The following is a 24825-nucleotide window of genomic DNA, read 5'->3' on the forward strand; positions in this document are numbered from 1 at the left end:
GGTGTCGGTGTCCCTGCGGCACATGCGTCCCCCGCAACCGGGGCCTTTGCCCAAACACACAGTTTCGTGTCCGAAATCAACCCCGGAACGTGCGTTCGGCAGGTTTTGACGGCTTTTTCGCAGGGTCAGAGGAAGGCAGTCTCCTCGAAAGACCGCAGTTTCCGGCTGTGGAGGCGCGCCAGCGGCGTCTCGCGCAGGCGTTCCATCGCGCGGATACCGATCTGGAGATGGCGGCTGACTTGCGTCTTGTAGAACTCGGATGCCATGCCGGGCAGCTTCAGCTCGCCATGCAGCGGCTTGTCGGAAACGCACAGAAGCGTGCCATAGGGCACCCGGAAGCGGAACCCGTTGGCGGCGATTGTCGCAGACTCCATGTCGAGTGCCACGGCGCGAGATTGCGACAGGCGGCGCACGGGGCCGGACTGGTCGCGCAGTTCCCAGTTGCGGTTGTCGATGGTGGCGACGGTGCCGGTGCGCATGATCCGCTTCAGTTCATACCCGTCAAGCTGCGTGACATCGGCCACCGCCCGTTCCAGCGCGATCTGGATTTCGGCCAGCGCGGGGATCGGCACCCAGACCGGCAGGTCGTCATCCAGCACGTGGTCATCGCGCAGGTACGCGTGCGCCAGGACGAAGTCGCCCAGGGACTGCGAGTTCCGCAGGCCTGCGCAATGGCCGACCATCAGCCAGGCATGGGGGCGCAGAACGGCGATATGGTCAGTCGCGGTCTTGGCGTTCGACGGACCGACGCCGATGTTGACGAGGGTGATCCCCTGCCCGTCGGGCCGTTTCAGGTGATAGGTCGGCATCTGCGGCAGCTTGGCCACCGGCTGGATCACGCCGTCCGGGGTGGTGATCTCCTGGTTCCCCGTCGTCACAAAGGCGGTGTAGCCGCTTGCGGGATTCGAGAGGGCATCCCGGGCGAAGGCTTCGAACTCGTCGACGTAGAACTGGTAGTTGGTGAAAAGGACGTGGTTCTGGAAATGCACCGGGTCGGTCGCGGTGTAATGCGACAGGCGCGCCAGGCTGTAATCCACGCGCTGCGCGGTGAAGGGCGCAAGCGGGGCGGACCCGTCGGCATAGCGGGTGAGGGTGCCGTTCACGATGTCGTCGTTCGTCGTGGAAAGGTCCGGCACGTCGAAGACGTCGCGCAGCGAGAAGTCCAGCGCCCCGTCCTGCGGCACGGCGACGCCGACGCTGGCGGTCACGGCGAAATGGATGGGGATCGGCGTGTCCGAGGGGCCGACCTGAACGGTGACGCCGTGGTTCCGCACCAGAAGCTCGATCTGCTGGATCAGATAGTTGCGGAAGAGATCGGGCCGGGTCACCGTGGTGGCATAGGTGCCGGGACTTGAGACATGGCCGAAGGAAAGCCGCGAGTCGACCTTGTCGAAACTGGCGACGGTCAGCCGGATTTCCGGATAGAAGGCGCGGATCCGGCGGCCCGGATTGCCCTTGGCGATGGTGGCCTGAAACTGCGCGACCAGAAAGCCGGTCGCCTGGGCGTAAAGCTCTTCGAGCCGGTCGACGGCGGCGGCGGCATCCGTGAAGCTTTCGGCCTCGTGCGCGGCGGGGGTCAGGGTGTCGAACTGAAGATCGTCCTGCATCGGTGGTCCTGCAAATGATCCGACATATAGACCGGAACCGCTGGCTGACCGCAAGTGAAGCGATTGTGACGGCCCGGTCCCGCAGCGCGATCAGGCCGCACGGCAAAGGGCGATCAGCCCGCGATCGCCGGCGTGTTCGGGGTCTAGGCTGGCGGCAGCCGCTCCGTAGATCTCGACCTCGATCAGTTGCAGGCCGGTGATCCGTCCGCTTTTTGCAAGGGCGTTCAAGGCGCGGTCGAAGCCTGCCCCAGACCAGACGCGCCGGTTGATCGACAGGGCAAGCTGCGCGCCCGGCAGGGCCACGTCGAGAAGGATCGGGAGCGCCTCGGGCCCGACATGGCCGGCGGTGAAGGTACCGGAACTGACGATGCCCGCGTACCGGCGCGGAAGGTCCAGCGGCTGGGTGATGTCGGCGCGGAAAAGGCCGGTATAGAGCCGCTTTTCTGCTGCGCGCGCCAGCATTTCGGGTGAGAAGTCTACCGCGTCGATCTCGCCCTTGAACCCCATGTCGCGCAGGCGTTCGGCCAGAAGCCCGGTGCCGGCGCCGACGTCGAGGACCGGCCCCGCCGCGCCAGTGCCGATGAAGGCCGCGGCCACATGCGCGGGCAGAAGATACTGCATTTCACTGGCAAAGCCGCTGTCATAGCTGGCCGCCCAGTCACGGTAGTAGGCAAGGCAGGCGTCAGGTCCGGCCAGTGTCAAGGCACCTGTCAGGGCAGTGTCCATGTGGCAACCCTCCGTGCGATAGGATGATGAACCCGCAGGCCCGGTGCCGCAAGCCCTTGCGCCGGTCCGCGCCCGCCGCGATAGTCCCGGCCATGTCCACGCTGCTTTCCCTTGGCCACGGCTATTCCGCCCAGGCCCTTGCCCGCCGCCTGATCCCGCAGGGCTGGCGGGTCATCGGCACCACCCGCAGCGCCGAAAAAGCCGAGGCGTTCCGCGCCGAGGGGGTGGAGCCGCTGATCTGGCCCGGAGACCTTGGTGCCGCGCTGGCCGAAGCGACGCATATCCTGTGTTCCGCCGCGCCGGATGCGGCGGGCGACCCGTTCCTGCGGGCGGCGCCCGGGATCGCTGCGGCGAAGGCGAGATGGGTCGGCTATCTGTCCACCACCGGCGTCTATGGCGACCATCAGGGCGGCTGGGTGGACGAGACGACACCCCTGACCCCGCAGTCGGACCGGGGGCGTCAGCGGGTAGTGGCCGAACGTCAGTGGCTGGACACCGGCCTGCCGGTTCACATCTTCCGGCTGGCCGGCATCTATGGCCCCGGTCGCGGCCCGTTCGAGAAGGTGCGCGATGGCACGGCCCGGAGGATCATCAAGCCGGGCCAGGTGTTCGGGCGCATCCATGTGGACGACATCGCCCAGGTGCTGGAGGCGTCGATCCGCCGTCCGAACCCCGGGGCCGCCTACAATGTCTGCGACGACAACCCCTGTCCGCCGCAGGACGTGATCGCCCATGCCGCGCGGCTGCTGGGGCTGCCGGAGCCGCCGGAAGTGGCCTTCGAGGACGTCGCTGGCACGATGGGGCCGATGGCGCTGAGCTTTTACAGCGAGTCGAAACGCACGCGGAACACCCGGATCAAGGATGAGCTGGGGGTCAGGCTTTTGTATCCTGACTATCCCGCAGGGCTTGCTGCCTTGCTGGAAGACGAGACCAGCTGACACCCGGCCCGCATGAAGGTGCTACTGCGCTGCAATCTCGCGTGATTGCGGGGCAAGGATGGTCTCACTCAACGCTGACAGCGCCAAGGCTGCGGCCCCATGCGCCCAGAGAAGGTCGCCCCAGGCATGGATCTCGATCGGCGGGCGGGGGCGGCCGGTGTTGATGACAAGGTTGTCCATCTCGGCCAGGGTCTCGGCGGCGTAGAGATAGTCGTAGCGCATCCGCTCGCCCGAAAGGATGATCAGCGCCGGGTCGAAGAGGTTGATGACGTTCGACAGGCCCACGGCCAGATAGCGCCCGGCGCGGCGGAAGATCGACTTTGCGGTCGCGTTCCCGGCCTTGGCGTGGTCGTACAGGCTTTCCAGAAGCACGTTGATCGGCTGGCTTTCCTTGTGGACCCAGTTCAGCGCCGTCGTCGCCTCACGCGCCAGAGCGTAGTCGGCGATATAGGCCTCGAGGCACCCGCGCTGGCCGCAGCGGCAAAGGGCACCGTCCAGCTGCACCTTGGTATGGCCAAGCTCCAGCCCCACGCGCTGGGCGCCGCGATAGATGCGGTGGTTGAGGACCAGCCCCATGCCGACACCATGTTCGATGGTGACCACGGCGAAGTCGGAGAGACCGCGCCCGTTGCCGAACCAGAGTTCGGCCAGTGCCACCAGGTTCGCGTCGTTGTCGATGGTCACCGGGAGGCCGAGTTGCCGCCCGGCGGCGGCGGCCAGCGGCACATCGCGGTCCAGAAGGACCGAGGACCAGAGCACCATACCCTCGGCGCTGTCGACAAAGCCCGGCACCCCGATGCCGACCCCGGACAGCTGGGAGGGCGACATCCCGGCCTTGGCGCAGACCCGCGCCAGAAGCGTCTCGATTGCGGCAAGGATCGTCTCGACGGCCATCGGCCCCGGGGTGCGCGGGATCGCATCGTCGGCGATCAGATTGCCGGCAAAATCCACGATGACTGCGGTGTGTTCGCGGTCCGACAGCTTCATTCCGGCGACGAAATGCGCCGTTGCGCGCACGCCCAGGGCGACGGCGGGGCGGCCGCGGCCGGCCTCACCCTCGCGCGGGGCTGCGACCTCTTCGATCAGCCCGGCCTCGATCAGTTCCAGCGTCAGGGTGGTGACCGAGGCGGGGCTGATGCCCAGGTCCTTCGCAACCTGCACCCGGGGAATCAGCCCGGCCGCCCGGACCCGTTCGAAGACCTGCTGGCGCAGGGGCCGCTGCGAATCCAGAAGCGGTGGAATCAGGGGACCGACGCCGTTTTGCCCCCCCATCTCCCCCTGCCGGATCGTCCGCGGCGCCATTTCTTTGATCTCCGAAGAAAAAACAGGCGATTTCGGCCATTTCGCGCCTGCAGAATTCTGCGACGCAGCGTCAGTTTGCACAATCTGTAGGCGACTCCAGCATTGAGCAGTATTTTTATTTTGACAACTGAAATTATTGGCGGCACTTTTCCGCACGTTCCGGCGAATCTGCCGGGCCGGCCATTTGCTGGCCGACACACTAGGGAGGATACCAATGCGTAACGCAATTCTCGTCGCCGTTCTGGCGGTGACCGGTTTCTCGTCGGCTGCGCTGGCAGAAGGCAAGAAGATCGGTGTTTCCTGGGCCCAGTTCCAGGAAGAGCGCTGGAAGATCGACGAAGCGGCGATGAAGGCCGCGATCGAAGCTGCCGGCAACGAGTACATCTCGGCAGACGCCCAGGCTTCGGCCGAAAAGCAGCTGTCGGACATCGATGCGCTGATCGCGCAGGGCGTGGACGCCCTGATCATCAACGCATGGGACAAGGACGCGATCGCCCCGGCCATCGAGAAGGCCGCAGCGGAAGGCATCCCGGTTCTTGGCTATGACCGCCTGATCGAAGACGCCCGCACCTTCTATCTGACCTTCGACAACGTCGGCGTCGGCCGGATCATCGCGCAGTCGGTGTTCGACGTGGTGCCGAAGGGCAACTACGCGATCATCAAGGGCGACCCGGGTGACCCGAACACCGGCTTCCTGCGTCAGGGCATGGAAGAAGTGATCGGCGCTGCCGTGGCTTCGGGCGACATCGTCATCGTCGGCGAAGTCAACACCGACGGCTGGAAGCCCGAGAATGCCCAGAAGAACATGGAGCAGATCCTGACCGCCAACAACAACGCCGTTGACGCCGTTCTGTCGCAGAACGACGGCATGGCAGGCGGTGCTGCTGCCGCGCTGGCAGCGCAGGGCCTGAACGTCGCTCTTGGCGGCCAGGACGGCGACCTTGCCGCCATCAACCGGGTTGCCCGCGGCACCCAGACCGTGTCGGTCTGGAAGAACGCGCGTGACCTTGGCACCAAGGCCGGCGAGATCGCCAGCCTGATGGCCGACGGCACCGCCGTCGACGCGATCCCGGGCGCTACCAAGTTCTCGGGCGGCGAGAAGGGCGTTGAAATGAACGCGATCCTTCTGGACCCGACCCCGATCACCAAGGACACGCTGAACCTGGCGATCGACGCGGGCCACATCACCAAGGAACAGGCTTGCGAAGGCGCCATGGAAGGCGTCGCTGCCTGCCAGTAATCCTGACTTGAAGACCGGCGCCGCCCACCGGTGGCGCCGGTTTCTTCCTTTCTTACAGGTCGAACCTCCCCGGTGAGCGGGGCAAGGCTGTCGCGCATCGACGCGAAGGCCGATTTGCATCCGACCTGCCCCCCTCCGCTGTGTGGACGAGGACATGACCGATACACCCCAGACCCATTCTCCGCAGATCCCGCATGAAGGTGGGTTCACCCGCTTTCTGCGCGCGACCGAGATCGACCCCCGGCTTCTGGGGATGGTCGGTGCCCTTCTTCTGATCTGGGTGGCTTTCGAAGCCTACTCCACCATCGTGCTGGGCCGCCCCTCGCTGCTTCTGGGGGCCAGCCAGGCCGAGGCGAACGGCTTCCTGACCCCGCGCAACCTTTGGAACCTTTCGGTCCAGACCGCCTATATCGGCATCATGGCAACGGGGATGGTGCTGGTCATCATCACCCGCAACATCGACCTCTCGGTGGGGTCGATCATGGGCATGGTCGGCATGTACATGGGCCTTCTGCAGGTCGAGTACCTGACGCCGGCCCTTGGTCTTGGCCATCCTTCGATCTGGATCATCACGGTGATCTTCGGCATCGCGATGGGGGCGCTGATCGGGGCCTTCCAGGGCACGCTGATCGCGTTCCTGGGCATCCCGTCCTTCATTGTCACACTGGGCGGCCTTCTGGTCTGGCGGGGCGCGGCCTTCCTTGTCGCCGGCGGCAAGACCATCGCGCCGCTTGACGACACCTTCGCCCTGATCGGGGGCGGGTCCTTCGGCGCGCTGGGCAAGACTGGAAGCTGGATCTTCGCGGTCATCGCCTGCGTCTTCGTTGTCTGGGCCTTCGTCAACGGCCGGAAGTCCCGCCAAAAGCACGGCTTCGCCCTGCGCCCGGTCTGGGCCGAAACCTTCGTGATCGGTCTGGTCTGCGCCGTCATCCTGGGCGCGACAACCGTCGTCAACTCCTACATCTGGCCGCTCGGCAACATCCAGAAATACTATGCCTCGATCGGGCAGGAGGTTCCGGCCTGTGCCCAGAAGGGCGGCGACATCTACTCTGATGTCTGCGCCAGCTTCGGCCACGGTTTTGCCTATCCCGTCCTCATCATGATCTTCGTCGCCATCGCCATGACGATCCTGATGACCCGCACCCGGTTCGGCCGCTATGTCTTTGCCATCGGCGGCAACCCCGAGGCGGCGGCCTTGTCCGGCATCAACACCCGCGCCATGACGGTGAAGATCTTCACCCTGATGGGCGCACTCGCCGGTGTGGCCGCCGTGATCGGTGCCGCCCGCCAGAACAGCGCGACCAACGCGATGGGCAACCTTGACGAACTCTATGTCATCGCCGCCGCCGTCGTCGGTGGCACCTCGCTGGCCGGGGGCGTCGGCACGATCTATGGTGCGATCATCGGCGCCCTGATCCTCACGTCCTTGCAGACCGGCATGGTCCTGATCGGCTTCGGCGATGGGTCCTACCAGCGGATCGTGATCGGCATCGCACTGGTGTTGGCCGTCTGGCTGGACATCGTTTACCGCAAACGCATCAAGTAAGGGGCTGATATCATGGTAAACAGAACCGGAACCCCGCTTGTCGAACTGCGCGACATCTCGATCGCTTTCGGCGGGATCAGGGCCGTGGACCACGTTACGGTCGACCTGTACCCGGGCGAAGTGGTCGGCCTTCTGGGCCACAACGGCGCGGGCAAGTCGACGCTGATCAAGTGCCTGTCGGGCGCCTACAAGAAGGACAGTGGCCAGATCCTGATCAACGGCGAGGAAGTCGAGATCAACGATCCCCGCGACGCCCGCGCGCTGAACATCGAGACGATCTATCAGACGCTCGCGCTGGCGGACAACCTTGATGCCGCCTCGAACCTCTTCCTCGGGCGCGAGCTGGTGAACAGCTTCGGCTTTGTCGACGAGACGGCGATGGAAGCCGAGACCCGCAAGATCATGGGTCGTCTCAACCCGAACTTCCGCAAGTTCAACGTGCCGGTCAGCGCGCTTTCGGGCGGTCAGCGCCAGTCGGTCGCCATCGCCCGCGCGGTCTACTTCAACGCCAAGATCCTGATCATGGACGAACCGACCGCCGCACTCGGGCCGCACGAGACGCAGATGGTGTCGGAACTGATCCAGGAGCTGAAGGCGCAAGGCATCGGCATCTTCCTGATCGAGCATGACATCCACAACGTGATGAAGCTGTGCGACCGGGCGAGCGTGATGAAGAACGGCCAGCTGGTCGGGACGGTTGAGGTCGACAAGGTGACCGACGAGGACATCCTCGGCATGATCATCCTGGGCAAGAAGCCGGCTCTGGCGGCCTGACATGTTCATCGGCCTGGACCTTGGCACCTCGGGCCTGAAGGGCATCCTCATCGACGAGAACCAGACGGTTTTGGCCGAAGCCACCTCTCCGCTGACGGTAAGCCGTCCTGCCGAAGGGTGGAGCGAGCAAGCCCCGTCAGACTGGATTTCGGCGGCGGAAGACGTGCTGGACCGTCTGGCGGCACGGGGTCTGGGGTCGGTCCGCGCTATCGGTCTGTCGGGCCAGATGCATGGGGCGACCCTGCTTGACGCCCGCGACGAGGTGTTGCGGCCCTGCATGCTGTGGAACGACACCCGCGCCCATGCCGAAGCCGCAGAGATGGACGATGACCCGATGTACCGGCGGATCATCGGCAACATCGTCTTTCCGGGCTTCACGGCGCCGAAGGTGGCCTGGGTGCAAAGGCACGAGCCTGCGATCTGGGGCAGGATTGCCAAAATCCTTTTGCCAAAGGATTATCTGCGGCTTTGGCTGACCGGCGACTATGTCGGCGACATGTCGGATGCCTCGGGCACCGCATGGTTCGATACGGGCCGGCGGGACTGGTCAGATGACCTTCTGGCGGCGACCGGCTTCAGCCGGGCCAACATGCCCCGGCTGGTCGAAGGCTCGGCGCCTTCTGGGCAGATGCGTGATGCGCTGGCAGCCCGCTGGGGCTTGCCGAAGGGCGTGATCGTCGCCGGAGGCGGCGGCGACAACGCGGCCTCGGGCGTCGGTGTCGGCGTGGTGCGCCCCGGCGAGGCGTTCGTCTCGCTTGGCACGTCGGGCGTGCTTTTCGCGGTGAACGCCGGCTACCAGCCCGACCCGGCCTCGGCCGTCCATACCTTCTGCCATGCCGTTCCCGATACCTGGCACCAGATGGGCGTGATCCTTGCGGCCACCGATGCGCTGAACTGGTATGCCCGGCTGGTCGGTCAGGACGCGGCCACGCTGACCTCCGATCTTGGCCCGTTGCAGGCGCCGAGGAAGACGGTGTTCCTGCCGTATCTAGGCGGCGAACGCACGCCCATCAACGCACCCGCCATGCGCGGCGCCTTTACCGGGCTGGAGCATGTGACCGACCGCGATGCCGCCACCCGCGCCGTGCTGGAGGGTGTGGCCTTCGCCTTCCGCGATTGCAGGGATGTGCTGGCTGCGACCGGCACGAAGCTGAACACGCTCCTGGCCGTTGGTGGTGGGTCGCGGTCGGACTACTGGCTGTCGGCCATCGCCACGGCGCTGGGCGTGCCGCTGCAGGTGCCCGTCGCCGGTGATTTCGGTGGGGCCTTCGGGGCTGCGCGGCTGGGCCTGATGGCCGCCACCGGCGCTGGTGCCGAGATTGCGACCCTGCCACGGATCGCCCGGGTGATCGAGCCCGATCCCGCCCTTGCCGACGCCTTCGATGCGGGACATGCCCGTTTCCGCGCCGCCCAATCCGCTATCCGCAGCCTCACGTCCTAAGGACCTATCATGACCGATTTCTTCAAGGGTATCCCCCAGATCAAGTACGAAGGCCCGAATTCGACCATCGAGTTCGCCTTCCGCCACTACAACCCCGACGAGATCGTCATGGGCAAGCGGATGGAGGATCACCTTCGCTTTGCGGTCGCCTACTGGCACAGCTTCGCATGGCCCGGCGGCGACCCCTTCGGCGGGCAGACCTTCGACCGGCCCTGGTTCGGCGACACGATGCAGCTTGCCAAGCTGAAGGCCGATGTGGCCTTCGAGATGTTCGATATCCTCGGCCAGCCCTTCTACTGCTTCCACGACGCCGACATGCGGCCCGAAGGGGGGACCTTTGCGGAAAGCCTGAAGAACCTGAACGAGATGGCCGATTACATCGGCGAGAAGCAGACCCGCCACAAGGCGAAGCTATTGTGGGGCACCTCGAACCTTTTCAGCCACCGCCGCTGGATGGCCGGCGCGGCGACCAACCCCGATCCGGACGTCTACGCCTATGCCGCCGCCACGGTGAAGGCGAACATGGACGTCACGCACCGCCTTGGCGGGCAGAACTATGTGCTCTGGGGCGGGCGCGAGGGGTATGAGACCCTGCTCAACACCGACCTTGCGGCCGAACGGGCCCATGCCGGCCGCTTCCTGCAGCAGGTGGTGGAATACAAGCACAAGATCGGCTTCAAGGGCACGATCCTGATCGAACCTAAGCCGCAGGAGCCGTCGAAGCACCAGTACGACTATGACGTCGCCACGGTCTACGGCTTCCTCAAGGAGTTCGGGCTGGAGAAAGAGGTCAAGACCAACATCGAGCAGGGCCATGCGATCCTGGCGGGTCACAGCTTCGAGCACGAGATCGCGCTGGCGGCCTCGCTTGGCATCTTCGGCTCGATCGACATGAACCGGAACGACTACCAGTCCGGCTGGGACACCGACCAGTTCCCGAACAACCATGCCGAAAAGGCCGTGGCCTTCTACGAGATTCTGAAGGCCGGCGGATTCACCACTGGCGGCGTCAACTTCGACGCCAAGATCCGCCGTCAGAGCCTCGACCCCGAGGACCTGATCCTGGCCCATGTCGGCGGCATGGACACCTGCGCCCGCGCGCTGAAGGCTGCCGCCGCGCTGCTGGAATCGGGCGAGATGGAGGCTGCCAAGGCCGCCCGCTATGCTGGCTGGAAGTCGCCTGCTGCGCAAGCGATGCTCAAGGGATCGCTCGAAGACGCCGCCGCCCGCGTCATCGCCGAAAAGCTGGAACCGCAGCCCCGGTCCGGGCGGCAGGAGCGGCTGGAGAACCTCTGGAACCGCTTCGTCTGAGGCAGGCGAGGCGATTTCTTCGAAGAAATCGCGCCGGAGCATTTGAAGGCTCCGGTCCGGAGTTTTCGGAAACTCCGGCGCCAGAAACCGCAGGAGCCGCCCTTGGACCAGATCGACCGTATCCTTTCCGCCCCGCCCTTCAATCTTGACGGCACGGGGCGCGACTGGGTGCGGTCCACGCTTTCAGGCATGGAACGGGCCGCGAAGGTGCGGCAGCTTTTCGTTCACCTCTGCTTCGGCACCGGACCCGAGGTGGTCGAGCGGATGACCGCCCTGGCCCCCGCCGGGATCACCAAGTTCTTCGGGCCGGATGCCGAAGCCGAGCTTGATACACTCGACGCCCTGCGCGGGGCGGCGGCGATCCCCTACCTGGTCAGCGCCGACCTTGAGGGCAGCCGGATGAGCCCGCCCTTCGGGACCGAGGTGCCGAACCCGCTGGCGCTGGCGGCGGTGGATGACGTGCAGGCCTCGGGCACCGTCGCGCGGATCATGGCGGAAGAGGCGCGCGCCGCGGGGGTCAACTGGTCCTTCACCCCGGTCATCGACATCAACGCCCTCTTCCGGTCGCCCATCGTGGCGACGCGGGGCCTTGGGTCCGACCCCGACCGCATCCGGGCGCATGCCCTGGCGCATATCCGCGGGCTGCAGGCCCACGGCGTGGCGGCAACGGTCAAGCACTGGCCGGGCGAAGGGCACGACGACCGCGACCAGCACCTGGTCACGACGATCAACCCCTTGTCGATGGAGGAGTGGAACGCCACCCACGGCGCCCTCTATCGCGCTGCCATCGACGCCGGAGTGATGGCGGTGATGTCCGCCCACATCGCCTTTCCCGCCTATGTCCACGCGCATGACCCCGACGCGGGGCTGGAAGCTTACCGCCCCGCCTCGGTCTCGCCGCTTCTCAATCAGACGCTCCTGCGCGGCGAGTTGGGCTTCAACGGAGTCATCGTGTCGGATGCAACACCGATGGCCGGGTTCGGCGCCTGGGCACACCGGGACGAAATGCTGCCCGAGGTAATCTCGTCGGGCTGCGACGTGATCCTTTTTTCCGACGAGCCAGAAGCGGACATTGCAAGGATCGAGACCGCGCTGGAGGATGGCCGCATCACCCCGGCCCGGCTGGACGAGGCGCTGGTGCGTGTGCTCGGCCTGAAGGCGGCGCTCGGCCTGCACCGGGACCGGGCGAACGCCGACCGAAGCAAGCTGTTCAACGCGGCAAGCGCAACGCTCGCGAAAGCCATCACAGCCCGAGCGCCGACGCTGGTGAAGGATGTGAGGGGCATTCTGCCGCTGTCGCCCGACCGGCACCGCCGGGTCCTTGTCTACACCACCGGGATCGTCACGCCGCTCCACGGCGAAGGCATGCCGATGGCCTTCCCCGACATGCTGCGGGCCGAGGGGTTCGAGGTGACGGTGGCCGCTCCCGGTGACCGGCTGGACCAGCGCGACTTCGACCTTGTTCTATTCGTGATGGGCGAAGAAACGCTTCTGACCCGGGGGCGCATCTTCCTGGACTGGAACCGCCTGACCGGCGGAATGCATGGCGCGATGCAAAGGCACTGGCACGAGGTGCCGACGGCGCTGATCTCGTTCGGCTATCCCTACTATCTTTATGATGCGCCCCGGATGCCCTGCGTCGTCAATGCCTATGCCACGATGGACACGATGCAGCGGGCGACGCTTGACTGCCTTCTGGGCCGCGCGCCATTCCAGGGCAAGAATCCGGTCGACCCGTTCTGCAGCCTTCCCGACGCGCGCTACTGACGACGCCGGAACAGCCGGACCTGCATCCGTTCGTCAAGCTCGGCATTGATCGCGCCGCCCAGAAGAACCGACCAGACGCTCAGATAAAGCCACATCATCAGGATGATGACCGCACCGATCGACCCGTAGATCGCGTTGTAGGCATTGAAGTTCGCCAGATAGACCGAAAAGCCGATCGACACCCCGGCCCAGCCCAGCGCCGCCACCAGAACACCGACCGTGATCCAGGGTGACCGGAAGCCGCCTTCGACATTCGGACCAAACCGGTAAAGGATCGAAAGGCAGGTGATCACCAAGAGGAACATCGCCCCGAAGGGCAGGACCTTAGTCAGCCAGGCCTCGAACGTGTCGAACCGGATGTAGTTCAGCATGATCGGCACCACCACGACCGTGACCAGTGCCACGAAAAGCGCCCCGATCAGGGCCAGCGTCAGCAGGAAATCGACGGCATAGTGCCTGATCCAGCCCCGCGGCGTAGCCCGGTGCACGACGTCCAGCCCCTGGATCAGGGCCGAGACGCCCGCCCTTGCCGAGTAAAGCGCGATCCCAAGCGACAGGACCGTCGTCCACTGGAGGGCGGTCCGCGGTGCGGTGATCAGACCGATGACCTGGTCATGGATCAGTTGCCCCGCCTCGGGCGGCAGGAAACGCTCGGCCACTTCCAGATAGCCCGCGATCACATTGGGGTCGGCGAACATGCCCCAGACAGCAACTGCCGCAGCGAGGCCGGGAAAGACGGCGAACATTGCGTAGAAGGCCACACCTGCGGCAAGCAGCCCGAAATGTCCCTCGCTGACCCGCGCGGAGACAGCGACCAGGAAATGCCAGAACTGTCCGATCCATCTCATGCGGCGCAGCATCCTCCGGAACCGGTCCCGGCGCAACTTGAAGCGGCGTCCTCCTCATGGAATGGTAGCGCCAACAGGAGGACACCATGACCTACGCGCCCCGCGACGACCGGTATGACCGGATGATCTACAACCGTTGTGGCCGGTCGGGTCTGAAGCTGCCCGCGATCAGCCTTGGGCTTTGGCACAACTTCGGCCACGACACGCCTCACGCGACGAAACAGGCGATCTGCCGCACCGCCTTTGATCACGGAATCACCCATTTCGATCTTGCCAACAACTACGGCCCCCCGGCCGGCAGCGCAGAAGAGGCGTTCGGCGAGATTCTTCGCACTGACTTCCGGTCGCATCGGGACGAGCTCATCATCTCGTCCAAGGCGGGCTACCACATGTGGGACGGCCCCTATGGCGAATGGGGCAGCCGCAAGTACCTGATCGCCTCCTGCGACCAGAGCCTGAAGCGGATGGGCCTCGACTATGTCGACATCTTCTATTCGCACCGCTTCGATCCGGACACGCCGCTGGAGGAAACGATGGGCGCGCTTGACCACATCGTCCGGTCGGGTCGCGCGCTATATGTCGGCATTTCAAGCTACAACAGCCAGCGCACGCGCGAGGCGGCGGCAATCCTGAAAGACCTCGGCACTCCTCTGGTGATCCATCAGCCCAGCTACAACATCCTGAACCGCTGGGTCGAAACCGACGGTCTGAAGGACACTCTGGCCGAGCTTGGCGTGGGTTCGATCGCCTTCGTGCCACTGGCGCAGGGGATCCTCACGAACAAGTACCTGAAGGGCATTCCGACGGGGAGCCGGGCCACGCAGGACAAGTCGCTCGATCCGGCTGTCGTGCAGAAGGCCCTTGCCTCGGTCGGCAAGCTGAACGACATGGCTGCCGCGCGCGGCCAGACGCTGGCGCAAATGGCGCTGGCCTGGGTCCTGCGTGGTGGCGGAATTACCAGTGCCCTGATCGGGGCGTCGCGGCCCGAACAGGTGGAAGACTGTGCGGGGGCGATCCGCAACCTGCACTTCACGGCCGATGAGCTGGCGCGGATTGACGCGATCTCGGAGGAGAAGGACGTGAACCTTTGGGCCAAATCCTCGTCCGACTGAACCGGCAGGGCCAAAACTATTCCAAGCGGGCCAAGGTTCTGCCGGTTCGTTTGCTCGGCATTACCTTGCCGCAAGCAGCTCTGGCACCGACAGGAGAATGAACTCGTTGTCAGCTGCCTTGTCCAGCGCGCGTCCGCTGGAATAAGGCAGGTTGTTGTCCACCGCCACCATGATGTGGCGGTCATCCACCCTCATGACGTCCTCGATGGTGAAGAACGGGAAGGTGAAAGTGCCGGCGACACCGCCCGCCGTTTCAAGGCGGGCTTTGCCCTCGGGGTCTGCGATGTCCATCAGGTCGACATGTCCGATCCGGCGGACGAAGCCGTCGGCATCAAGGCCGGCCGTGTCGATGAGAACGACCCGCTTCAAGATCGCCGGGGCAGGAAAGCAGTCCGGCATCGGATCGCCTGCGCATTTCAGGGCAGGCAGTCCCTCGCCATTGTCCCGCTCGATCACGAGGGCGCGGGTTTCGTCAATGAAGTTGAAGTCTCCGATCGCGGTTGCCCCATCGGCCAGCGCGAACTTGAAGGATGCCCCCGTCCAGTCACCCTTGTCCGGGTCGAAGGCCAGCGCGCGCAGGTAGGTGCCCTCCGGCTTGCCATCCTCGCCGAGGAGCGGTTTTTCCAGCATACCCCAAAGAAGGTTCGACCCGGGCTGCAGCGCCATCCCTTCGTAGCCACCCGAGCGCTGCACCGTCCAGTCCTTGCCCATCACCGACATCGCATTGATGCCGGGGGTGTCGGGCCCCTTGAGCACGGTGTCTCCCAGCCTTGTCGGGTAGACGTCAATCACCCGTCCATCCAGACCCGCGCGAATGAGATACGGTCCGAACTCATCGCCGATCCAGACCTCGCCGTTCAGCACCTGGATGCTTTCGGTGTCGAAGTCGGCACCGGTAAGGTAACGGCCCTCGGTGCCTTCATAGGCGATCCGGAACGGCACCTTGAAATCGGGGTCGCGCAGGAAGACGGTTTCCTCCACGTCGACCGCGCCGCTTTCAAAGTCAGGCATCATCCGGTGGAAGAACAACAGCGCATCCGGACTGTTGGCCTTCGAGCCGAACCCGTTGTCCGTCAGGACGTAGACGGAGCCGTCCGCGCCCGTGGCCATCGCAAATCCGGACAATCCCTGAAGGGGCTGGCCCCGGAAGGGCAGCATGATCCCTGTCGATCGCTTTCCGTGCAACGCGCCCGTGTCGCCCATCACGGATTCCGGCTCCATCACGCGGGCCGCGCCGGTGAACTTGCCGCTGATCGCCGCGTCCCTGGGGGCATCCGCCGGAGGGTCGATGAAGGTGGCAGCAGGGATCAGGGCATGGCCTGCAAGTGTCGCGGGAAAGGTCTCTTCGGCATGGGCCGGGCAGACAAGAGCAAACATGGCCGCAGACAGAAGCACGGGGCGGAATGGACTCATGGCAGAACGCTCCAGAAAGTGTTTCGGGCGTCTGGTCTGGGTGACAACGGTGCCAGCAGGATGACGGGACCGTTGCAGTACTGCGAAACCTGCCGGCCTAGAGGGTCGCCAACTCGTCCCCGTGGCGCTCGAGAAGACCGCTCTTGCGCAGGGTGACTGCCGGATAAAGCGGCTCGTGCATGATCCGCTCCAGCGTGAAGTCCGGCTCGGATCGCATCAGGTCGCGGTAGACGCGGGCCGCCTTCTCGCGTTCACCCGCTGCAAGGTAGAGGAAAAGAAGGTTGCGCATCGCCGCGCGGAACCCGGGGGCGCGGTAATGCGCGGCCTCGAAATGCGCGAGCGCCGCGACGAGATTGCCACTGCGCAGCGCGGCAAGTCCGGACGTCGCTTCCCACCAGTGGACATGGGCCGTGCGCGCGGCAATTTCAGTCCCGCGCCGCGCCGCCTCCAGCGCGCCGAGATTGTCGCCAAGCCGCATCAGCGCCCCGGCCTGGGCGGCGTGGGAATGGGCGTTGTAAGGGCTGAGCGCCAGCGCATCGCGGGCCAGGATTGAACCGGCATCGGGGTTTTCATCCACCATCACCCGCGCCATCCCGACCAGCGACAGGACAAGGGGGTTGGCTTTCGACCGCTCCAGCGCCTTGCGGGCGTATTCGTCGATCTGGTCCATCAGCCGCGTCGGGTCGGGTTCCGTCCGCTCGACATACATGATCTGCCGCACAAGGCAGCGCCAGGCCAGAACCCGGGCGGACGCTGCGATCTCGCCCGCTTCGGCAAGCAGAAGATCAGCCTGACGCAGGCGGTCACCGTCATAGGTGAACATCTCGTTGACCGCGGTCGCGATCAGGGCGTTGGCGCGCCGCGGCCCATCCTGGCATTCACGCAGCCGGGGCAGATGCGACAGTGCCGCATCCGCCGCCTGGAAGACCAGCGGCGGCAGGTCACCGGCCCAGGTAAGGTCAGCCTCGACCACGGGGACGGTCGCGCGCTGGTTCCAGATCGTCTGGCCGTTGAGGATCGAGGTCAGGCTGACAAGGATATGCACCCGGCCCTGGATTTCCGCCGCCTCGACGTGAAGCTCCAGGCCCTCCTTCGGCAATCCGTCCGGGATGGCGCTGCCACCTGATCCGAAAACGTCGATATGGACGAACTCGGACAGAAGCCGCGCGATGGCGTCGGAAACCGACTTTCCCACAAAGGCCCCGACGCCCTCGGGCAGCGAACCCCGGCGCAGCACGAATGGCAACTGGGCCGATTGCTCGACCGGTTGCCGCGACTGCGCCGGGCGCAGGACGCCAAGGCTTTGCTCGACCCGGGCCCGTTCTTCGCGAAGCCAGTCCTCGAAGGCCTGGTCGATGATGTCGATGCCTTCCAGGAACTCGCGGCCGGATTGCAGCGCCGCGACTGCGGCCGCATGGGTCTCTTCCAGGTCGGTGGTCACGCCGGACAACCGAACCGTATCCCGGTCGGCCTCAAGGCAATCGGCCTCGGCGCCCAGTGACTTGCGGATTTCCATCAGGGCCTGGCGCAGGCTGCCACTGGCCTGCTCGGCCCCCCGGTCCGACCACAGCCGCGCCTCAAGCCAGCGCCGCGCGCGCCGCCGGTCCGGTGTCTGGCACAGCATGGCAAGGATCGCCCGTGCCTTCGCACCGCGCGGCGTGCAGTCGCGCCCCTGTGCATCGCGCACCTCAAAGACGCCTACCAGGCGGACGAACATGCGGTTCCCCAAGAAAAGGTGACCGGACGTTAAGTGCTAGCTTGCGTGGGTGCAATCACCGTGAATTCTGCGTCAAACCCGTTCGGGCCAGGATATGTCGGCTTTGCCGATCCGGGTTTTCGGTGCAGGTTGGGCCAATTGCGACGGGAGGATTGGATGGCGGTATTCGGCGTTCACGGGGTGCATGGCGTCCATGGGGTCCATGGCGTCCACGGGGTCCATGGTGTGCACGGGGTTCACGGCGTCCACGGGGTCCATGGGGTCCACGGCGTGCACGGTGTCCATGGCGTGCATGGGGTTCATGGGGTCCATGGGGTCCACGGCGCAGGCGGGGGCGGTGGCGGAGGCTCGCCCATGCTTGCCGCGGCCCTTGGCCAGACCGCTGAGGCCCTGATGGGTTTCTGGGACGGGACGGTTCCGGTTCCCGCCCCGAACGGTGCCGACGAACTGACCCGCCTCATGCGGCTTGATCCCTATCCCCGGATCTCCGTCCTTGCCACCGAAGGCGCCGATCTTTTTGAAACCCGTCCGGGTGCCCGACCGACCCTTCTGGTCCGGACCGAGGGCGATCTGGTGACGCTGACCCCGCCGGAAAGCGAAAAGATCGCCGAGCAGATGGCCGAGGTGCGCAGCGCGATGGACCTGCGCGCCGACCGACTGCCCGAGATCCTCAGCCAGTCAGAGGGCTTTTCCGCCTTCTTCGCCGCGCAGATGCCCTATGGCCTGAACCGCCGGCCCTATACCGTCCACCTGATCGGCGCGCTTTATGACACCGTCATCGGGGTCGAACAGCGGATGAAGCACCTTTGCTCGGTGCCCCGCCCGGTCGACCTTTCGCCGCAGGTTCAGCCGGTGATCACCACGCCCGGACATTCGGCCTATCCGTCGGGCCACGCAACCGAGGCGTTTGCCCATGCCACGATCCTTGCCGCGCTGCGCCTGTCCGGGGCGCGGGTGCCGGATGAGGGACTGATCGATGCGATCCTTGCCAAGCTTTCGCCAGCGGCCGAGGCCGCACCGGTGACCGAACCGGAGGTGTTGCTGTTCCGCCTTGCCGCACGGATCGCCGACAACCGGACGGTCGCGGGGGTGCATTACCCCGTCGATTCAGCGCATGGCGCGCTTCTTGGTTTCGGGGTCACGCTTGCCTTCATCGGTCATTGCCTTGGCGGCGGGCCAGAGCGCCCGGTGCCGGAATGGGTCGCCGATGCGCAGAACTGGTCCGGGGATTTCACCCTGCGCAAGTGGTGCGCGGCTTTGGGCGGTGGCAGCCATCAGGGCTGGCGGTCGGGCAACACGACCGTGGCGCGGGCCGAACCCTGGCAGGTCCTGCCGATGCTCTGGCGCGCCGCCGTGGCGGAATGGACGACACCGGCAGCAGACCCCCCGGTCGGCTGAGCGGTCAGGCCCGCAGCGCCCCGTGCCCCATGCGCGGGTCCGGCTGCGCCCAGTCCGACTGCCCGGTCAACGCGATCCGTTCGGCGGTTTCGGACTGTTCAGACGGCGTGGTCGCCATGAAATAGTGAAGAAGCGCGCGGGCCACGTCCGGAGCGGCAACGCTTGTCCCCGACAGCCGCGCCACGCTGCCGGTCAGAACGCCAGCGGCGCGGCGGCCCGCCAGTATCACCCCGTCATCGCCCCGTGCCGCCAAGGTCGGCCCCTGCGATTCACCCGTTGGGACAGGGGCAAGGACACCCTCGGACGAATAAGGTGACGGGCGGAATCGGCCCGGCTCTCCCGTCACCGGACGGGCCGCCCCGACGAAGAGGATCGCCGGGTCGTCCGCCCCGGCATAGGCCACGCATGACCCCTCGCGCGTGACCGGACAGCCCGGAGCATCGGCCGACGACCGCGGGGCAAGATAGCCGCGCAGGTCCTCGTCCCAGTCCCAGCCCTGCGGATGATCCAGCCAGCTTTGCCGTCCCAGGCTGCGGTATCCCTGGGGAGTGTCGTCGCGCTGAACGCGGGCCGTCAGCCGGACCGGCTCGGCTTCGGTAGTCCTTACCGAGACGCGCCAGGCGCCCGGCGGACAGGCTGGCAGACCGGACAGGCCGACGGTCGGGGCGAGCGCGATATGCAGAAGCGATGTCCCCGGCGTCGAATCGGCAACGGCAGACAGAGCAGCAACCGGACCGGCCAGTGACCATCCCGTGCCCGGCACGGGCCAGGCAATCTCCAGCGCGGGCAGGCCGGACCCCTGGGGCGGCACCAGCGAGACCTGCAGGCCAGGGGTCATCGCGGCATCGGTCCGCAGCTCCAGGTGGCTTGAGGTGTGGTCGTCCGGCTGGACCCGCCAGATCAGCTCCATCGGGTGCGACAGGCGCAACTCGTCCCGCGCCACCAACCTCGAAAGGCGCGCGTTGCCATAGGCAATGACCAGCCGCAGCTTTCCCTTGCCGCAGATCCGGTCGTGCCGGGCCACTTCATGCCGCATCCAGTCGGCCAGGAAGGCATGCCGGTCGCCCGACCCCGCAAGCGAGCCAAGGCTGATGTTGACCACAAGCGGCGGCACGTCGGTACCTTGGGCCTGCCGCAGCACCTCGGCCAGAAGCCAGCGCAGTCCCTGGAGCAGATAGGTCTCCATCCGCCGCCCGGCCGTCTCGCGCACGGCCTGCGGCGGAAGCTGCACCGCCAGGATCGGCACCTGCCGGAGCGGGCTGCTGCCCTGGGGCGCCGCGCCCGCCGCAAGGTCAAGGACATGCGTCCCATGCGCAACGCGCCGGTTGGTCAGGGCGGCGGCGGTGACTGGATGAAGCGCACGGTTGACCTGGGCATAGACCTCGGCCTCAGGGGCGGCCGTTGCCAGATGCTCGTCGATCTCCCGCCCGGTCAGCACCTGCCCGCAGACGACATCGCCTGCAACAAGGGAATCCGCAGCCTGCAACCACACCGCCCGGATGCGAGTATGGCCAGGACCCGCGCGGAACCGTGCGTTCAGAAAGGCGATCCCGTCGTCGATCACCGCCGCAACCGGCACCCGCGGGTCAAGGTCTCCTTGCGTGGCCCGCAGGTCCTCTCCGGGCTTCGCAGCGCCAAGATCGGGGAGGCGCAGCGGCGGCCCGACCTTGACCACGCGCCAGAAGCGCGGCAGCCGGTCCAGCATCGCCCGTGGGCAGATGGCGACCAGCCGCACCTCATGCGGCCAGCCCCCGCCCGTGGCCTGCGCGCGCTCGGTAGTCAGAAGGTCGCGTTCGTGACGGCTGAAGTGCACGTCCGGCAGGGCAAGTGAGGCATCGATGGCCTCGGCAAGGCTCATCCCGTCCACCGGCTGCAGTACGGCGAAGATCGGCAGGAAATCGTCCGCCGACCCGGTTGCTGCGGCGATGGCGGTCTCCCAGGCGACATAGCCGCCGTGGTCCAGACCCTCGGTGATCCGCTGCCATTCCGTCATCTTCCCGTCCCCGCCCGCTACCGAACCAGGCCAGCATGGCACAGTGCGCCGCGCATTTCGCCTGGCGCGGACCCGCATTTGGCGGATTTCACGCCGAATTAACGGGCTTTCAGTCCCGCCAAGGCGGGCGTCAGCGCTTACGCCGGCTTCACCGAGGCGGTCACGTAGTTGCAGGATAGATCGCGGTCCGAAAGGCCCCAGCGCCAGGTGACCGGGTTGAATACCATCCCTTTGCGGTCGACCGGGTTCAGCCCGGCCTTGCGAATAAGGTCGTAAAGCTCGTCCGGCGTGATGAACTTTGACCAGTCATGTGTGCCTTTCGGCAACCAGCGCATCACCCATTCCGCGCCGACGATCGCCATTACGAAGCTTTTCGGATTGCGGTTCAGGGTCGAGCAGATCATCAGCCCGCCCGGCTTCAAGAGCTCCTGGCACGCGGTCAGGTAGGCCTGGGGGTCGGCGACATGCTCGACCACCTCCATGTTCAGGACCACGTCAAAGCGTTCGCCCGCAGCCGCCATATCCTCGGCGGTCGTGTGGCGGTAGTCGATCGACAGACCCGACTGCGCCGCATGGACCTGCGCCACGGGGATGTTGCGCGCCGCTGCATCAGCGCCGACGACATCGGCCCCCAACCGCGCCATCGGCTCGCTCAGAAGCCCGCCGCCGCAGCCGATATCCAGGATCCGCAGCCCCTTGAACGGCGCGGGGGCGTTGAGGTCGCGCCCGAACTCGGCCGCGATCTGGCTGGTGATATAGTCCAGCCGGCACGGGTTCAGCATGTGCAGCGGCTTGAACTTGCCTTCGGGGTTCCACCATTCGGCGGCCATCGCTTCGAACTTGGCCACTTCCGCCGGATCGACCGTTGTCGCGCCCATTGCGCCCTCCACCAATTCCTGCCCGAATGTCCTTCGACTCCCGGCTTTCCCGGCGCTATATAGGACGGCGATGGACCAAAGATCAGGGCAAAAGCGCGCAGTCGAGTTCCTCTATCCGCCGATCGATCCCTTCGATCAGCGGGTTCTCGACGTGGGCGACGGGCATCGCATCTATGTGGAACAATGCGGCCGGCCCGACGGCATCCCCGTCATGGTCTTCCACGGCGGCCCAGGCGGCGGATGCTCGCCCGCGATGCGGCGCTATTTCGACCCGACGGTCTACCGCATCATCCTGTTCGATCAGCGCGGCTGCGGACGGTCGCGGCCCCATGCCTCGGTGATCGCCAATACCACCTGGCACCTCGTCGATGATGTCGAGACGATCCGCAAGACGCTGGGCATCGACAGCTTCATTGCCTTCGGCGGCAGCTGGGGCGCCACGCTGGCCCTCGTCTACGCGATCACCCACCCCGAATCGGTCCGCCACCTTGTCCTGCGCGGCGTCTTCCTGATGACGAAGGACGAGCTGAAGTGGTTCTACGGCGGCGGGGCCGGGGCCTTCTTCCCCGAGATCTGGGGCCGGTTCGCGGCGGCCGTTCCAGCCAATGAACGGTCAAACCTGATCGCCGCCTACAACCGTCGCCTCTTCTCGGGCAACCTGATGGAGGAGGGCCGCTTCGGCCGCATCTGGGCGAACTGGGAAAACGCGCTGGCCTCAATCCACCACGAAGGACCGCTTGGCGAAAGCCCGTCGGACTATGCCCGCGCCTTCGCCCGGCTGGAGAACCACTATTTCCAGAATGGCGGCTTCCTGCAGTGTGACGGCTGGATCCTGCAGGAACGCCACCGAATCGAGCATATCGGCGCCACCATCGTACAGGGCCGCTACGACATGATCTGCCCGCCCATCTCGGCCTGGAAACTGGCGGATGGCTGGTCGCGCTGCGAGCTGCGGATGGTGGCGCTGGCCGGACATGCGCTTTCGGAACCCGGGATCAGCGAGGCGCTGGTCAAGGTGATGGACGGTCTTCGGCGCAGCTGACGGCCGTTCGCTGTTCAGGGTCCGGTTTTCGTTTACAGCCCCGGCCCCCGCCCCTACTCTTCTTCCGACATTAATCCCGGAGGTTGCCATGCCCCTTCCCTTGGCCCCGCTTCTGCCGCTTGCGCTGCAGCTTGGGGCGGTCACTGCCGTCGGCCTCGCCGTCCGGTCCTGGGCGCGGCGCACGAGCTTTCCTGGCCGCACCGACCAGCGCGCCGAAGATGCGCTGGACGCCCTTGGCGAAGGTCTTTCCATGCATCGCCCCGCCGACCGCGCAGAAGGCGACGTCAGCCAGACCAATGCGACCGCGCGCGTGGTCCGGGTGATCCGGGTTGGCGGCCGGTCGTGGGAGTTCGACGCCGGCCTTGTGGCCCGCGTCCGGCTGAGGCCGCGCGCGGAATGAGGCTTTATCACTCCCCGACCTCGCCCTTTGTTCGCAAGGTCATGGTGCTTCTGCACGAAGCCAGGGCCGTGGACAGGGTCTCGCTGGTCAATGCCATGGGCACGCCGATCGACCCCGGGACCCTCCCGGTCGACCGCAACCCTCTCGGCAAGGTTCCGGCCCTGGAACGCCCCGACGGCCCCACGCTGTACGACAGCCGGGTCATCTGCCGCTATCTCGACGACCTCCTCGGGGCCGGGTTCTATCCCGCTGCACCCCGGCTCTGGGACACCCTGGTCCTTGAGGCAACCGCCGATGGCATGACCGATGCCGCGGTGCTGATGCGCTATGAATCACATGTCCGCCCCGCCGAAGCCCGCTCTCCTGCGTGGCTGGAGGCCCAATGGTCGAAGGTGGACCGATCCCTCTCCGCCCTTGAGGACCGCTGGACCAGCCACCTTGCCGGACCGCTGGACATGGGCCAGATCGCGCTTGGCTGTGCACTGGCCTACCTGGACTTCCGGCATGCCGAGCGGGAATGGCGCAAGGTCCGTCCGGGACTCACGGCCTGGTTCGACAGGTTCAACGCCCGGCCATCGATGCAGGAGAACGCGCCCAAGCCGTAAGCCGCGCGGCTGCGAAGCCACGAAAATGCCCGTGCCCCTCCGGAATCACCCGCTGCGCGCCTTTGTCCGCTGGACGTCCCCGAACGGCAAGGCTACATAGCGCGCGCAAAGGGGTTGATATGTCATTCAGCCCCTTCGGATTGTAGCGACCGGCGCGGTCCGGTCCGTTAGGGGAGAAGGTCTCGTGTCCCACGCAGACGATCACGCAGGCACCGGCGAAGGCACTCGGCGGGATTTCCTGTACTATGCAACGGCAGGTGCCGGCGCGGTTGCCACCGGCGCCGCCGTCTGGCCGCTGATCAACCAGATGAACCCTTCGGCTGACACGCGGGCGCTGGCGTCGATCCTCGTCGATGTCTCGGCGGTCGAACCCGGCACGCAGCTGACCGTGAAATGGCGCGGCAAGCCGGTCTTCATTCGTCGTCGCACGCCGGAAGAGATCGAGGCTGGTCGCGCCGTGCCGCTGACCGATCTGGTCGACCCGCTGTCCGAAAACGCGAACCGTCCGGGCACCGATGCCAGCGACCAAAACCGCACGCTGGACGAAGCGGGCGAGTGGCTGGTGATGATGGGCGTCTGCACCCACCTCGGCTGCGTGCCGCTGGGCGACGGGGCCGGCGAATTCGGCGGCTGGTTCTGCCCCTGCCACGGGTCGCACTACGACACCGCAGGCCGCATCCGCAAAGGGCCCGCGCCCCGGAACCTGCCGGTCCCGACCGCGGCCTTCACCGACGAAACCACCATTCAGCTCGGATAAGGACCAGACA

At 66.1% G+C, this 24825-nt stretch carries 21 protein-coding genes; 13 read left to right on the top strand and 8 right to left on the bottom strand.

All coding sequences use genetic code 11. From position 1 onward, the window contains the following. Positions 1–125: 125 nt before the first annotated feature. Entirely contained in the window at positions 126–1607 is a 1482-nt protein-coding gene (locus AC2D9V_RS05145; protein ID WP_484712948.1) for an AMP nucleosidase, read from the bottom strand. A 90-nt stretch (positions 1608–1697) separates the two neighbouring features. Beyond that, positions 1698–2333 carry a class I SAM-dependent DNA methyltransferase gene (locus AC2D9V_RS05150; RefSeq protein ID WP_484712949.1) on the bottom strand — a complete coding sequence of 212 codons (636 nt, stop codon included), beginning with the start codon at positions 2331–2333 and terminating at the stop codon, positions 1698–1700. 92 nt (positions 2334–2425) lie between these two features. Here AC2D9V_RS05150 and AC2D9V_RS05155 point away from each other — a divergent pair, with 92 nt between their 5' ends. Continuing rightward, positions 2426–3271 (top strand): SDR family oxidoreductase, encoded by an 846-nt coding sequence (locus AC2D9V_RS05155; RefSeq protein WP_484712950.1) that lies wholly within the window; start codon positions 2426–2428, stop codon positions 3269–3271. A gap of 21 nt (positions 3272–3292) precedes the next feature. Here the strand turns inward: AC2D9V_RS05155 and AC2D9V_RS05160 are convergent, their stop codons facing one another. Next, positions 3293–4573, bottom strand: a complete 1281-nt coding sequence (locus AC2D9V_RS05160; RefSeq protein ID WP_484712951.1) for an ROK family transcriptional regulator — start codon at positions 4571–4573, stop codon at positions 3293–3295. 214 nt (positions 4574–4787) lie between these two features. On the opposite strand from AC2D9V_RS05160, the gene AC2D9V_RS05165 reads away from it, so the two are divergent. From AC2D9V_RS05165 to AC2D9V_RS05190, 6 genes are all read left to right on the top strand, one after another. Next, a complete protein-coding gene (locus tag AC2D9V_RS05165; protein WP_484712952.1) occupies positions 4788–5813 on the top strand; it encodes a substrate-binding domain-containing protein in 1026 nt (341 codons plus the stop codon). Positions 5814–5967: 154 nt separating this feature from the next. Beyond that, positions 5968–7359, top strand: a complete 1392-nt coding sequence (locus AC2D9V_RS05170; RefSeq protein ID WP_484712953.1) for a sugar ABC transporter permease — start codon at positions 5968–5970, stop codon at positions 7357–7359. A gap of 12 nt (positions 7360–7371) precedes the next feature. Continuing rightward, a complete protein-coding gene (locus tag AC2D9V_RS05175) occupies positions 7372–8133 on the top strand; it encodes an ATP-binding cassette domain-containing protein (RefSeq protein ID WP_484712954.1) in 762 nt (253 codons plus the stop codon). 1 nt (position 8134) lies between these two features. Then, positions 8135–9574, top strand: a complete 1440-nt coding sequence (gene xylB / locus AC2D9V_RS05180) for a xylulokinase (protein ID WP_484712955.1) — start codon at positions 8135–8137, stop codon at positions 9572–9574. Between the two features lie 9 nt (positions 9575–9583). After that, positions 9584–10885, top strand: a complete 1302-nt coding sequence (gene xylA / locus AC2D9V_RS05185) for a xylose isomerase (RefSeq protein WP_484712956.1) — start codon at positions 9584–9586, stop codon at positions 10883–10885. A 102-nt stretch (positions 10886–10987) separates the two neighbouring features. Beyond that, complete coding sequence (locus tag AC2D9V_RS05190; RefSeq protein WP_484712957.1) at positions 10988–12652, top strand: glycoside hydrolase family 3 protein; 1665 nt, start codon at positions 10988–10990, stop codon at positions 12650–12652. Here the strand turns inward: AC2D9V_RS05190 and AC2D9V_RS05195 are convergent. Then, a complete protein-coding gene (locus tag AC2D9V_RS05195) occupies positions 12646–13500 on the bottom strand; it encodes a YihY/virulence factor BrkB family protein (RefSeq protein WP_484712958.1) in 855 nt (284 codons plus the stop codon). The two genes, AC2D9V_RS05190 and AC2D9V_RS05195, sit on opposite strands and share 7 nt — an antisense overlap. Before the next feature lie 86 nt (positions 13501–13586). On the opposite strand from AC2D9V_RS05195, the gene mgrA reads away from it, so the two are divergent. Beyond that, positions 13587–14612 carry an L-glyceraldehyde 3-phosphate reductase gene (mgrA, locus tag AC2D9V_RS05200; RefSeq protein ID WP_484712959.1) on the top strand — a complete coding sequence of 342 codons (1026 nt, stop codon included), beginning with the start codon at positions 13587–13589 and terminating at the stop codon, positions 14610–14612. A gap of 60 nt (positions 14613–14672) precedes the next feature. Here the strand turns inward: mgrA and AC2D9V_RS05205 are convergent, their stop codons facing one another. Together AC2D9V_RS05205 and AC2D9V_RS05210 are read right to left on the bottom strand one after the other, a co-directional pair. After that, positions 14673–16025, bottom strand: a complete 1353-nt coding sequence (locus AC2D9V_RS05205; RefSeq protein ID WP_484712960.1) for an esterase-like activity of phytase family protein — start codon at positions 16023–16025, stop codon at positions 14673–14675. Between the two features lie 97 nt (positions 16026–16122). Further along, the gene (locus AC2D9V_RS05210) at positions 16123–17742 is read right to left on the bottom strand and encodes an AfsR/SARP family transcriptional regulator (protein WP_484712961.1); all 1620 of its coding nucleotides are present in this window, start codon (positions 17740–17742) and stop codon (positions 16123–16125) included. A gap of 156 nt (positions 17743–17898) precedes the next feature. On the opposite strand from AC2D9V_RS05210, the gene AC2D9V_RS05215 reads away from it, so the two are divergent. Further along, entirely contained in the window at positions 17899–19140 is a 1242-nt protein-coding gene (locus AC2D9V_RS05215) for a phosphatase PAP2 family protein (RefSeq protein ID WP_484712962.1), read from the top strand. A 4-nt stretch (positions 19141–19144) separates the two neighbouring features. Here AC2D9V_RS05215 and AC2D9V_RS05220 read toward each other — a convergent pair whose 3' ends face one another. Together AC2D9V_RS05220 and ubiG are read right to left on the bottom strand one after the other, a co-directional pair. After that, positions 19145–21133 carry a hypothetical protein gene (locus tag AC2D9V_RS05220; RefSeq protein ID WP_484712963.1) on the bottom strand — a complete coding sequence of 663 codons (1989 nt, stop codon included), beginning with the start codon at positions 21131–21133 and terminating at the stop codon, positions 19145–19147. A gap of 137 nt (positions 21134–21270) precedes the next feature. Next, positions 21271–22011 (bottom strand): bifunctional 2-polyprenyl-6-hydroxyphenol methylase/3-demethylubiquinol 3-O-methyltransferase UbiG, encoded by a 741-nt coding sequence (gene ubiG, locus AC2D9V_RS05225; protein WP_484712964.1) that lies wholly within the window; start codon positions 22009–22011, stop codon positions 21271–21273. A 70-nt stretch (positions 22012–22081) separates the two neighbouring features. Between ubiG and pip the strand changes: the two genes are divergently transcribed. The 4 genes from pip to petA all read left to right on the top strand — a co-directional run bounded on the left by pip (position 22082) and on the right by petA (position 24815). Next, on the top strand, positions 22082–23053 hold the full coding sequence (pip, locus tag AC2D9V_RS05230; RefSeq protein ID WP_484712965.1) for a prolyl aminopeptidase: 972 nt from the start codon (positions 22082–22084) through the stop codon (positions 23051–23053). Between the two features lie 88 nt (positions 23054–23141). Beyond that, on the top strand, positions 23142–23453 hold the full coding sequence (locus AC2D9V_RS05235) for a hypothetical protein (RefSeq protein WP_484712966.1): 312 nt from the start codon (positions 23142–23144) through the stop codon (positions 23451–23453). Continuing rightward, positions 23450–24058, top strand: coding sequence for a glutathione S-transferase (locus AC2D9V_RS05240; RefSeq protein ID WP_484712967.1), 609 nt, complete (start codon positions 23450–23452; stop codon positions 24056–24058). The genes AC2D9V_RS05235 and AC2D9V_RS05240 overlap by 4 nt, the downstream gene beginning before the upstream one ends. A gap of 184 nt (positions 24059–24242) precedes the next feature. Further along, complete coding sequence (gene petA, locus AC2D9V_RS05245; RefSeq protein WP_484712968.1) at positions 24243–24815, top strand: ubiquinol-cytochrome c reductase iron-sulfur subunit; 573 nt, start codon at positions 24243–24245, stop codon at positions 24813–24815. Positions 24816–24825 lie beyond the last annotated feature (10 nt).

The organism is Tabrizicola sp. T46 (assembly GCF_057219895.1).